This window comes from Kitasatospora sp. NPDC056181, assembly GCF_042266225.1.
Classification (GTDB): domain Bacteria; phylum Actinomycetota; class Actinomycetes; order Streptomycetales; family Streptomycetaceae; genus Kitasatospora.
Window position 1 is genome coordinate 1 of sequence record NZ_JBHJUK010000207.1, and the last position, 11,836, is coordinate 11,836.

General features: G+C 75.8%; 8 protein-coding genes. 7 read left to right on the plus strand and 1 reads right to left on the minus strand.

Annotated features, from left to right (window positions below):
* The 6 genes from ACFC1F_RS40035 to ACFC1F_RS40060 form a co-directional block, all read left to right on the plus strand.
* Positions 1 to 3,406 (plus strand): HAMP domain-containing protein (locus ACFC1F_RS40035; protein ID WP_376166290.1); only part of this gene is annotated, 3,406 nt, incomplete at its 5' end.
* Complete coding sequence (locus tag ACFC1F_RS40040) at positions 3,403 to 5,679, plus strand: SpoIIE family protein phosphatase (protein WP_376166292.1); 2,277 nt, start codon at positions 3,403 to 3,405, stop codon at positions 5,677 to 5,679. The genes ACFC1F_RS40035 and ACFC1F_RS40040, both read left to right, overlap by 4 nt.
* 208 nt (positions 5,680 to 5,887) lie before the next feature.
* Positions 5,888 to 7,045, plus strand: coding sequence for a hypothetical protein (locus ACFC1F_RS40045; RefSeq protein WP_376166293.1), 1,158 nt, complete (start codon positions 5,888 to 5,890; stop codon positions 7,043 to 7,045).
* Positions 7,046 to 7,331: 286 nt separating this feature from the next.
* Positions 7,332 to 7,655, plus strand: coding sequence for an STAS domain-containing protein (locus tag ACFC1F_RS40050; RefSeq protein WP_376166301.1), 324 nt, complete (start codon positions 7,332 to 7,334; stop codon positions 7,653 to 7,655).
* On the plus strand, positions 7,648 to 10,095 hold the full coding sequence (locus ACFC1F_RS40055; protein WP_376166295.1) for a SpoIIE family protein phosphatase: 2,448 nt from the start codon (positions 7,648 to 7,650) through the stop codon (positions 10,093 to 10,095). Before ACFC1F_RS40050 ends, ACFC1F_RS40055 begins: the two co-directional genes overlap by 8 nt.
* 177 nt (positions 10,096 to 10,272) lie before the next feature.
* On the plus strand, positions 10,273 to 10,746 hold the full coding sequence (locus ACFC1F_RS40060; protein ID WP_376166297.1) for an ATP-binding protein: 474 nt from the start codon (positions 10,273 to 10,275) through the stop codon (positions 10,744 to 10,746).
* A gap of 244 nt (positions 10,747 to 10,990) precedes the next feature.
* On the opposite strand, the gene ACFC1F_RS40065 is transcribed toward ACFC1F_RS40060, so the two are convergent.
* Complete coding sequence (locus tag ACFC1F_RS40065) at positions 10,991 to 11,155, minus strand: hydrophobic protein (protein ID WP_209410808.1); 165 nt, start codon at positions 11,153 to 11,155, stop codon at positions 10,991 to 10,993.
* 183 nt (positions 11,156 to 11,338) lie between these two features.
* On the opposite strand from ACFC1F_RS40065, the gene ACFC1F_RS40070 reads away from it, so the two are divergent.
* On the plus strand, positions 11,339 to 11,704 hold the full coding sequence (locus ACFC1F_RS40070; protein WP_376166299.1) for a hypothetical protein: 366 nt from the start codon (positions 11,339 to 11,341) through the stop codon (positions 11,702 to 11,704).
* Positions 11,705 to 11,836 lie beyond the last annotated feature (132 nt).

Genomic DNA, 11,836 nt, shown 5'->3' on the forward strand with positions numbered 1-11,836 from the left:
CACGATGGTGGACCAGCTCGGGTCCTTCGCGGCGGAGGTGACCCGGGTGGCCCGGGAGGTCGGTACCGAGGGGCGGCTCGGCGGCCAGGCCCTGGTGCCCGGAGTGGCCGGTACCTGGCGCGACCTGACCGACTCGGTGAACTCCATGGCCGGCAACCTCACCAACCAGGTCCGCAACATCGCCCACGTCGCCACGGCGGTCGCCGAGGGCGACCTCACCCAGAAGATCCGGGTGGACGCGCGCGGCGAGATCCTGGAGCTCAAGGAGACCATCAACACGATGGTCGACCAGCTGTCCGCCTTCGCCGACGAGGTCACACGGGTGGCCCGCGAGGTCGGCACGGCCGGCAACCTGGGCGGCCAGGCCACCGTCCGGGGCGTCTCCGGCACCTGGAAGGACCTCACGGACAACGTCAACGTGATGGCGTCGAACCTGACCGGGCAGGTCCGCTCGATCGCCCAGGTGGCAACGGCCGTGGCCAGGGGCGACCTCTCCCAGAAGATCACCGTCGAGGCCGAGGGCGAGGTCGCGGCCCTCGCCGGAGTGATCAACACCATGGTCGACACGCTCTCCGCGTTCGCGGACGAGGTGACCCGGGTGGCCCGGGAGGTCGGTACCGAGGGCACGCTCGGCGGCCAGGCACGCGTCCCGAACGTCGCCGGGACGTGGAAGGACCTCACCGACAACGTCAACTCCATGGCCAACAACCTCACCAACCAGGTCCGCAACATCGCCCAGGTCACCACGGCGGTCGCCAACGGCGACCTCACCCGCAAGATCGACGTCGACGCGCGCGGCGAGATCCTGGAACTGAAGACCACCATCAACACCATGGTCGACCAGCTGGGCTCCTTCGCCGCCGAGGTGACCCGGGTCGCGCGGGAGGTCGGCAGCGAGGGCCGGCTCGGCGGCCAGGCGGAGGTCGAGGGCGTCTCCGGCACCTGGAAACGGCTCACCGAGAACGTCAACGGACTGGCCGGCAACCTCACCCGGCAGGTCCGCGCGATCGCCGAGGTGACCAGCGCCGTCGCCGCCGGCGACCTCACCCGCTCGATCACCGTCGACGCCTCCGGCGAGGTCGCCGACCTCAAGGACAACGTCAACGCGATGGTCGGGTCGCTGCGCGACACCACGCTCGCCAACCAGGAGCAGGACTGGCTGAAGACCAACCTCGCCGGCTTCTCCGCCGCCATCCAGGGCCGCCGCGACATCCAGGCCGTCGCCGACATGATCACGGATGAGCTGACGCCCCTGGTCGGCGCCCAGTACGGCGCCTTCTACCTCGTCCGGGAGTCCGAGGACGGCACCGATCCCGAACTCGCCCGCATCAGCACCTACGGCAGGTCGCCCGCCGACCCGCCGCAGAAGCGGGTGCGCCTCGGGGAGACCCTGGTCGGGCAGGCCGCCCGCAGCCGCCGCACGATCGTCGTGGACGACCTGCCGCCCGGCTACGCGACGATCGCCTCCGGCGCCGGCGCCGCGGACGCCCGTTCGGTGGTGATCCTGCCGATCGCCCTGGAGGAGTGGCTGATCGGCGTGCTGGAGTTCGCCGCCGTCCATCCGTTCAGCCAGGTCCACCGCGACTTCCTGGCCCAGTTCGCCGAGGCCTGCGGCGTCAACATCGGCACCCTGCTCGCCAACGCCCGCACCGACGAACTGCTCGGCGAGTCCCAGCGCCTCACCGCCGAACTCCAGGACCGCTCCGAGGAGTTGCAGAAAGGGCAGGAGGAGCTTCGGCGCTCCAACGCGGAGCTGGAGGAGAAGGCCGCGCTGCTGGCCGAGCGCAACCGGGACATCGAGGCCAAGAACCTGGAGATCGAACAGGCCCGCCAGGAGCTGGAGGAGCGGGCCCGCCAGCTCACCCTCGCGTCGATGTACAAGTCCGAGTTCCTGGCCAACATGAGCCACGAGCTGCGCACCCCGCTGAACAGCCTGCTCATCCTGGCGCAGCTGCTCGCGCAGAACGCCACCGGCAACCTGACCCCCAAGCAGGTCGAGTACGCCGGCGTCATCCACTCCGCCGGCACCGACCTGCTCCAGCTCATCAACGACATCCTCGACCTCTCCAAGGTCGAGGCCGGGAAGATGGAGCTGACACCCGAACCCTTCGCCGTCCACGACCTGCTCCAGTACGTCGAGTCCACCTTCCGGCCGCTGGCCGACCAGCGGGGCCTCGACTTCGCCACCACCCTCGACCCGGCGGTCCCGGCGGAACTCGTCACCGACCAGGACAGGTTGCGCCAGGTGCTGCGCAACCTCCTCTCCAACGCCGTCAAGTTCACCGACGGCGGCCGGGTCGAGCTGCGGATCGAACGCGTGACGGAGCCGGACCTGCCGGCCGAACTCGCCCGCACCGCAGAGGCGGTGGCGTTCCACGTGGAGGACACCGGCATCGGCATCGACCCCGCCCACCTGGACACCATCTTCGGGGCCTTCCAGCAGGCCGACGGCACCACCAGCCGGCGGTTCGGCGGGACCGGCCTCGGCCTGTCGATCAGCCGCGAGCTCGCCCGGCTGCTCGGCGGCACCATCACCGTCCACTCCGCCATCGGCCGGGGCAGCACCTTCACCCTCTACCTGCCGCTCGGCGCACCCGGACGCCCCGAGGGCCGGCCGGCCGTCGAGCCGCGGGTCCTGGTGGTCGAACCCGACCCGCCGGCCCTGCTCACCCTGCTCACCCGCACCGCGGTGGACGTCCTCGGGACACCGGAACCGCGGGTGACGGTCCACAGCACCGGCGACGAGGCGGGACTGCGGAGCGCCCTCGCCGCCGGCCCCTACCGCTGCGTCGTACTCGATCTCACCGGCTCGGCCGAGCTCGTGCCCGAGGCGCTCGCGACCCTGGGCGACCGGACGCCCGTGCTCGGTTACGAGGGCGACGGCACCACGGAACCGTCCGTCACCGCCGTCGGCGGCGTCGAACTCACCCACGGGCTGGACGACCTGCGGGAACGGGTGATCCGCCTGCTCGGCGGCCGGCCCTCCGCCCCGGCCCCCGCGCCGGCCCCCGCGCCCGTCGACGAGGAGCTCGCCGGACGCACCGTCCTGATCGTCGACGACGACATCCGCAACGTCTTCGCGCTCGCCGCCACCCTGGAACAGCGCGGCCTGACCGTCCTGCACGCCGCCGACGGACGCGCCTGCCTCGACGTGCTGCACCGCCACCCCGAGACCGGCCTCGTCCTGATGGACGTGATGATGCCCGGCCTCGACGGCTACGCGGCGATCGCCGCGATCCGCGCCGACGAGCGGTTCGCCCGGCTGCCGGTCATCACCGTCACCGCCAAGGCGATGCCCGAGGACGAGGGCAAGAGCCTCGCCGCCGGAGCCGACGACCACGTCACCAAGCCCGTCGACATCGGCCTGCTGCTCGACCGGATGCGGCACTGGCTGGAGTCCTCATGACGGCCGGGCCGGGCCCCGGGGCCGACACCGCCCGGGCCCTTGCCGCCGTGGTGCGCCGACTCCAGCGCACCGCCGCCCGCACCAGGGCCGAGGAGCGCAACCGCGCCCTGGCCGACCTCGCCACCGGCGTCCTCGCCGAACGCCTCGGCGTCCCGCCCGTCGAGGCCGCGGCCGAACTCGCCCGGCTCGCGCGTCAGGCCGGGGTCCCGGCCGTGACCCTGGCCGCCGACATCGTGGGACGGACCGACGGCGTACCCGGCGCACCCGGCGTACCCGGCGCACCCGCGCCTGAGCGCACCGCCGTCCCCGTCCCCGTCCCCGGCCTCGCCGTGACCCCCGACCTGCAGCGCGCCGCCGAAGCCGTGCTCGACCAGGCCCGGGCGGCATCGGGCGCCGCCGCCGTCGCCGTCTGGCGGTGGCTGCCGGACGGCGCGCTCGAACTCGCCGCGCACGCCGGACTGTCCGCCGCCGAGGCCACCGCCTGGAGCCGGGTCCCGCCGGGCGTGGGCACCCCGGCCGAGCGGGTCCGGTCCTCGGGAGCCGAGCTCTGGCCGGGCGACCGGGCGGCGTCCGGCCCCTCCGTCGCGGCCGGCTCCGCCCGTGCCGTGCTGCCGTTGCGCGACGCCGGCCGGTGCCACGGCGCCCTGGAGGTCGTCTGGCCCGCCCCCGGGCCGTCCCTCGCCCCGGCCGAACGCCGTTCACTGCACGGCCTCGCCGGCCTCTGCGCGACCCTCCTCGACGCGGCGGACCCGCCCACGCCCCGCGACGAACAGCAGGCGGCGGTCCTCGACGGGCTGCTCAGCCCCGCGCTGCTTCTCGAACCGGCCCTCCGGGACGGCCGGGTTACCGACTTCACGATCGTCCGCGCCGGCGAGGGCTTCCCCGACCCGCTCGGCCGGCCCGGGACCTCGCTGGAAGGGGCCTCCCTCCTGGAGACCTACCCGGCCGCCGGCGCCGACGGCCTCTTCGAGCGGCTGCTCCGCGTCCACGAATCCGGTGAGGCACTGCCCGCCGAACGCGTGCGGCTGGTCTTCCGCGACGGCGAGCGGGCCCTGCCCGCCACCGTCCTGCTCGCCGCCGCCCCGCTCGGTGGCCGGCTGCTGGTCAGTTGGCAGCTGGAGACCCGGGCCGACGAGCCCGGGCAGTCGGCCCTGCTGCGCCAGGCCCAGCGGCTCGCCCGCGTCGCCGGCTTCGAGGAGCACCCGGCCACCGGCCGGATCCTGTGGAGCGACGGCCTGGCCGAGTTGTACGGGCTGCCGCCCGACAGCGACCCCGTCCCGTTCCTCCACCTGGCCCGGCACGCCCACCGCGACGACCAGGCCGCCGTCCGCAGGCTGGTCGACACCGTCCAGCACCGCCACCGCAGCTCCTCCGCGGTCTTCCGGCTGGCCCGCCCGGACGGCACGCACCGCTACACCCGCATCGTCGCCGAGCCCGTCCTCGACGACGACGGCCGGCTGACCGGCATCCGTGGCGCCTACCACGACGTGTCCGTCCAGCACCGCACCGAGATCGCGCTCGGCGCCACCCGGGAACGCCTCGCCGACTCCGAGCAGGAGGCCGCGGTCAGCGAGCAGCTCGCCCTCCGCCTCCAGCAGGCGATCCTGCCTCCCGCGCCGCCCCCGCTCGGCGCGTCCGGCCTGCGCGCCGCCGTCCGGTACCGCCCGGCCGCCAGGCGCGACCGGGTCGGCGGCGACTGGTACGACGTCCTCCTGCTGCCCGACAAGCGGGTGCTGCTCGCCGTCGGCGACGTCGCCGGCCACGGCGTCGAGGCGGCCACCGGCATGGTCGCGCTCCGGCACACGCTGCGCGGCCTCGCCGTCACCGGCGCCGGACCGGGCCGGCTGCTGGAATGGGCCAACACCGCCGCGATGCGCGAACCGGGGCACGTCACCGCCACGGTCGTCTGCGTGGTCTTCGACCCGGCCGGCGGCGAACTGTGCTGGGCCCGGGCCGGCCACCTGCCCCCGATCCGGCTCGGCCCCGACCGTGCGGACGTGCTCCCGCTGCCCCGCGGCGTGCTGCTCGGCGCGGTCGAGGAGGCCGCATACGAGGAGCAGACCGCCCACCTGGCCCCGGGCGAGGTCCTGCTGCTCTACACCGACGGCCTGGTCGAGCGCCGTGACCGCTCGGTCGAGGAGTCCGTGGACCAGCTGATCCGCTCCGCCGGCGCCCCCGGCCCGGACCTGGAGCGCTACCTGGACCGCCTGTTGGAGCTCAGCCCGGCAGACACCGACGACGACACCTGCCTGATCGCCGTCCAGGCCGAGTGAGCCCGGCCGGCCGCGGGGCCGCTCCTGTCGCGCCCACCAAGGGCCGCGCACCCGCCCCACGGTGCTGCCGGGACCTGTGCTGACGGCCGGCCGCCCCGGTACGTTCGTCGGCCTGCCGACCCCGGACGATCGCGGCACGGCCGGCCGGGTGTCCGCCCGCCGCCGCCGGGTAGGCGTACGAGCGACCCACCGAAACGGGGAGTCAGCCATGGAACTCGCCCCTCTCGCTCCGCTGCTCGACCGGTCCGGCCCCTGGGCCTCCGTTTACCTCGACACCTCCCACGCCACCGAGGACGCGGCGCAGCGCCGCGCGCTGATCGACCGCGCCGCGGTGGACCGGCTCGCCGCCCTCGGCGCGGACGGGCCCACCCGCGGCGCCGTCGGCGAGTACCTCGCCGGCCTGCCGGCCGCCGGTTCCCCGCCCGGCCGGGCGCTCTTCGCCGCGGACGGCGAGGTGGCGCTCGACGCCCCGCTCAGCAGCTCCCCGCCGGACGTCGCCGCCGCCTGGGGGCCGCTGCCGCACACCGCCCCGTTGCTCGCCCTGCTGGACGACACGGTGGCCGGCTGCCTGATCGCCGCCGTCGACCGCACCGGCGCCGAGCTGGAGCTGCGCGCGCTCGGCCGCAACACGCCGGCCGGCACCGTCGAGGGACCGCAGCGGCAGGCCCGGGGGCACCGGGCCCCGCCCGCCGACCGCCGCGAGTGGCACTACCGTCACCGCCGCGAGGACACCTGGGAGCGTACGGCGGGCATCATCGCCGACCACATCGCCCGGGTCTGGCCCGGGAGCGGCGCCCGCCTGCTCGTCCTCACCGGCGACGTCCGCGAGCGCCGGGCGGTCCACCACCGGCTGCCGCAGGGCCTCCGGGCGTTCACCACCGAGGTCGACGGCGGGGGGCGGGCCGGCGGCATCGCGCGCGAGGCCTTCGACCGGCGCCTGGACGAGGCGTGGGAGGAGCACAGGATCATGCACCTCGACGCCGTTCTGGACGACTTCCACGCGGGCCTCGGCCGTCCCGGTGAGCACGCCACGGACGGTGCCGGCACCGAGACCGCGCCCGGCGCCGCCGCCCAGGGCGTCCCCGCCGTGGTGAGCGCCGCACAGCAGCACCGGCTCGCCACCCTCCTCGTCCAGGCGGGCCGTTCCGATCCGGACCGCCCGGTGTGGACCGGGCCGCAGGCCGACCACATCGGTGTCGACCGGGCCACCGTCCGCAGCATGGGCGTGGACGAGCCGCGTCAGGCGCCGGCCGCCGATGCCCTGCTGCGCTGCGCGGTCGCCGCCGGAGCGGACGCCGTGCTCGTCCCCGACTCCGCCCCGGGACCGGCCGGCGGCCTCGGCGCCGTGCTGCGCTGGCCCGCCTGACGGCGACGGCGGCTGCGAGGTCGGACCGTGTCCGGGAAGGAGGTCGTCCTCGTCGTCCAGTCCTGGCTGATCGGCGTCGGCTACACCGTCTACGGCGGAGCCCTGGCGGGCCGCGCCGTCGTCCGGGCCCGCCGGCCGCAGTGACGCGGCCGGCGGTGCCGCGCCGTGGTGCCACGACACGCGACCGGGCCGCCCGTCCCCCGCGGCGGCTCGCACCCGGCTCCGTCCAGGTCCTAGCCTGGAGGAGGCCCCGAACCATGGGGCCACGGTGTCGAGGGTGGCCGAGATGAAGGACTTCCCCGAGGTCAACGGCTGGACGGTGGTCCCGCTCAGCGGGGACCTCGACGACTTCGCGGCGAGGGACGTCCGGCGGCTGTTCCAGCTGCTGGTGGACGGCGGGGCGGTCCGTCTGGTCGTCGACCTCGCCGCCGTCGGCTTCGTCGACTCGACCGGCCTCAACGTCCTGCTCGGCGCGGCCCGGCGGGCCAGGGACGGGAACGGCGCCCTGCGGTTGGCCGGCGCCGTCCCGAGGGTCCGGGACCTGATCGACCTCACCGGGGTGGCGGCGCTGCTGCCGCTCTATCCCGACACGGTGGCGGCCTGTGTCTGAACCCGCCGGTGACAGCTCCGGCACGTCCGTCCGCACCGGGGAGACGGCCGTGCTGCGGGAGGCCGTGGACCGGTTGCGCGCCGAGGCCGACGGGCTGCGCCGCGCGATGCGCAGCCGCGGGGTGATCGAGCAGGCGAAGGGCATGCTCACCGAACGGCTCGGCTGCACGCCGGACGAGGCCTTCGGCCATCTCGTCCAGCTCTCCCAGGACACCAACCGCAAGCTGGCGGACATCGCCGCCGGCCTGGTGGGCATCGCGGCCCCGCTGGAGGACACCGCGGCCGACGAGGACATCCCGGCCCCCGGCCACGTCACGGCGCCGGACGCCGTCCCACGGCGACCGCACGACCCGCGCCCGGCCCCGCCCGCCGCGGCCCGCCTGACGCCGGTCCCGGGTCTGGCCGCCCGGTACCACCTGGCCGCCTCGGCGCTCGCCGGCGCGGAGACCCCCGAGGAGCTGGCCCGGCTGTTGCACGAGGTCGCACTCGCGCCGCTGGGCGTCCTCGCCGTGGTGCTCGGCCTGCTGGAACCGGACGGCGCCCTGGCACTCGTCGGGAGTCACGGAGTGGAGCCGCGCCGGATCAGCCAGTGGCGCCGGATCCCGCCGGAGACCGGGGTGCCGCTGGTCGCGGCAGCGCACGGCGGCGGCATGGTCTGGGAGTTCGACCCCGACCGGCCGGGGGAGCGCCCGCCCGACACCGGCCGGATCGTGCCGGGCCGGATCGCCTGCGCCGTGCCGCTGCGCCGCGGCGACCGGATCGTCGGGGCGATGAGCCTCGGGTGGGAGGGGAGGGCCGACCGGGCCCGCGCGGCCAGCCGTTACGTCGACGCGCTCGCGAACCTGGCGGCCGGGCACCTCCTGCGGGTGGGCGCCGCCGGCGACGGGGGGCCAGGCTTGGAGGTCCCGGGCGGCGAGTACTGGTTCCGCGCGGTCCTCGACGCCATGTACGCGCCGGTGCTGGTGCTCTCGGCCGTCCATCGGGGCGTCGACGGCGGGCCGATCACCGACCTGCGGGTCGGCTACGCCAACGCCGCTGCCGGCCCGGGCCCGGCGGAGGGTCGGCGGCTCAGCGAGCTCCACCCCGGGCTGGTGGCCTCCGGCGTGTTCGAACGGATCCTGGGCGCTGCCGCCGACGGTGTCCCCTACGAGGGCTGTACCACGGACTTCACCCGGCCGGACACCGGGAGCGCCGCAACGTTGAGCCTGCGGGCGGTGCCCTTCCTCGACGGGGTCCTGCTCACCTGGCGGCACCGGGGCGGCACGGCCGAGCGGGCGGCGCGGCTCGGTGAGGCACACCGGCTGGCCGGCCTCGGCGGTTTCTGGTGGTCCGCCGGGTCGCCCGGCCTCGAACTCTCCGAGGAGGCGCTGCGGATGCTCGGCCTTGACCCCGGCCGGGCCGGCCCCACCGCGCCCGCGGACGCTCTGGCGTGCGTCGCCCCCGCGGACCGCCCCGCCGTCCGGCTGCTCGCCCGCCGCCTGCTCGCGGGGCAGCGGAACGCCACCCTGGAGGTCGCCGTCGGCACGACCGGCGCCGGGCCGCGCACCGTCCGGGTCACCGCCGAGGCGCTGACCGCCCCGGCCGGCGGCCCCGCGCGGACCGTCCGCGGCGTCCTCCAGGACGTCACCTCCTGGCACCGCACCGAGCAGGCCCTGACGGTGGCCAGGGCCCGGCTCGCGGAGCAGCGGCGCCGCGCGGGAGCCGAACACCGGATGACGCGGGCCCTGCAGAGCGCGCTGATGCCGACGCCCACCGGGCCCGACCCGGCGGCCTCCGGCCTCGACCACGCGGCCCGGTACCTGCCCGCCGGGGAGCAGCCCCGGGTGGGCGGTGACTGGTACGACCTGCTGCCGCTGCCCGACGGCACCGTCCTGCTCGCCGTCGGCGACGTCAGCGGCCACGGCGTGGCGGCCGCCGTGGGCATGGCCGAACTCCGGCACGCCCTGCGCGCCCTGTGCTACACCGGTGCCGGCCCGGCGGCGGTCCTCGGGCGGCTCAACACCATGCTCTGCCACCAGGGCAGCCGCCACATCGCGAGCGTCCTGTGCGGTCTGCTCGACCCGGCCGCCCGCGCACTCGTCTGGAGCGCCGCCGGGCACCCGCCGCCGGCGGTGCTGCGCGCCGGCACCGCAACCCTCGCGCAGGGCCCGGCAGGCACCGTGCTCGGGGCCGACCGCGCCACCGCCTACCGCGACAGCGAGGTGGCGCTCCGGCGCGGCGACACCGTGCTGCTGTGGACCGACGGCCTGCTCAACCGCCGCGAGGGCGGCTCGGGCCGCCCGGAACCACTCCTACGGGCCGCCGAGGAGTGCGGCGCGACCGCTCTCGCGGACTGCCTCGACCACATCGCCGCCGGCCTCGGCGGTCCCAACCCCGCGGACGACAGCTGCCTGCTCGCCGTGCGCCTGCCCCCGGCCGTCGAGCCGCCTCCCGGGCGGTAGGCGTCGAGCTCCGGGAGCGCCTGGAGGGCATCGCCGAGAGCTGGCCGAAGGCCCCGGGCCCGGGACCGCCGCCGGTCACCGCGACGTACCGGTACCCGGCGAGGGGCGGACACATGGCCCGGCGGTACCGGGGCAGACGCCCGGGTGAGAGACGCCTCCCGACAGGCCGGTTCCGCCATGTGCCCCTTCACCGCCCCAGCGGCCTTCCACCGCCACCGCCGCCTGGCTCTGGACTCCGAGGGCCCCTGCCCGGTCGGGAGCGGCCTCGCCTTCGTCCGCGAGGCCCTCCGCAGCTGGCAGCTCGCCGACTCACCGCCGGCGGCGGACGACATCGTCCTGGTGACCGCGGAGCTCATCGGCAACGCCGTCCGCCACGGCGACGGCCCCCGCGGTCTCGACCTCACCCGGTACGGCGACCGACTGCGCGTCCGGGTCACCGACCGCAGCCCCGAACCGCCCCGCCTCGGCACGGGCCGGCCAGGGGGGATCGGCGGCCACGGCCTGGTCATCGTGGACCGCCTCGCGGTGCGCTGGGGCAGCTACCCGGACGGCCGCGGCAAGGCGGTCTGGGCGGATCTGCCGCTACCGCCCGAACTCCCGCCCGAACTCCCGTCCCCGCCGGCCCCGCCGAGGCTGCCCCCGCCGCGCTGACCAGCGGTGGCGGGCGCTGATCCGAGGCGGGGGCTGATCAGCGAGGCGGGCGGGGCGCCGGGCAGACGCGGGGCGGTCGGGTCCGTACATTCCGCACATGAGGCCGCCGGCCACCACGCGGGTGGCCGGCGAACAGGGCATGGCACACGGCAGCCGGCGAACAGCGCGTGGCGCACGGCGGGGCGTGGCGCCGCCGCTGCCGATCAGGGCGACCCGGCCGCCGAAGGGCGATCCGGGGCGGCGGTCACCAGCGGTACCACCGCCGGCCGCCCCCGCCACCCGAGGAGAACACGAACCCGAGGACCCAGAACACCAGGACGGCCAGCGCGATCCACCACAGGGCGTGCACGGCGAAACCGGCGCCGCCCAGGACGAGGGCCAGCAACAGGACGAGGACAAGAAGAAGCATCGGAATCGACCTCTCGTGAGCTACGGGATGTCCGGTCATCGCGTGTGCCCCGGTCAGGGCCGTTCACACGTACGGACGCGCGGCCGTTCGTACGGAGGCCTTCCCCGGACTCCGCTCGGGTGGGGCGGGACCGCCGGGGTAGGTCGTAAGCTGTGGGGCCGGTTGATCAAGGGGAGTGATGGCATGGGTGGCTGGATATGGGCGCTGATACCCGCGGTGATGGTGGGTGGGGGCTGGGTCGGCGACAACGTCCGGGGCGCCCTGAAGATGCGCCACGAACGGAGGATGGAGCTGTTGCAGGCCGCTGAACGGCAGCAGCTCGCACTCGACGCGGCGAGCCGCCCCCCGGAGCCCGTCTGCGGATGCACCCACCACCTGGCCAAGCACGACAAGCACGGCAAGTGCCACGAGGCGGTCGAGGTGCCGACGGCCTGGGACGCCGAGCGCAAGCCGCTGCAGTTCGAGCCCCGGCAGTGCAACTGCCAGCAGTACGTCGGCCCGGAGCCGCTGGGGACCGTCTTCGCACCGGAGATCGTCGACCCCCGCTGACTCCCCGCCGCCAGACCGGAGACCCGGGAGACCGGAGAAACCGGAAAACGGGAGAACGGGAGAACCGGGAGAAACGGGAGAAGGCCTCCGTCCGACCTCCTTCTCGGCGGCCTGGAAGTCGGGCGCCTGGAG

Excerpts from the sequence above, each read along its gene's own strand:
- ACFC1F_RS40060 (WP_376166297.1), top strand. The coding sequence starts at position 10,273 with ATGTGCCCCTTCACCGCCCCAGCGGCCTTCCACCGCCACCGCCGCCTG.
- ACFC1F_RS40070 (WP_376166299.1), top strand. The coding sequence starts at position 11,339 with ATGGGTGGCTGGATATGGGCGCTGATACCCGCGGTGATGGTGGGTGGG.
- ACFC1F_RS40045 (WP_376166293.1), top strand. The coding sequence starts at position 5,888 with ATGGAACTCGCCCCTCTCGCTCCGCTGCTCGACCGGTCCGGCCCCTGG.
- ACFC1F_RS40040 (WP_376166292.1), top strand. The coding sequence starts at position 3,403 with ATGACGGCCGGGCCGGGCCCCGGGGCCGACACCGCCCGGGCCCTTGCC.
- ACFC1F_RS40065 (WP_209410808.1), bottom strand. The coding sequence starts at position 11,155 with ATGCTTCTTCTTGTCCTCGTCCTGTTGCTGGCCCTCGTCCTGGGCGGC.
- ACFC1F_RS40050 (WP_376166301.1), top strand. The coding sequence starts at position 7,332 with ATGAAGGACTTCCCCGAGGTCAACGGCTGGACGGTGGTCCCGCTCAGC.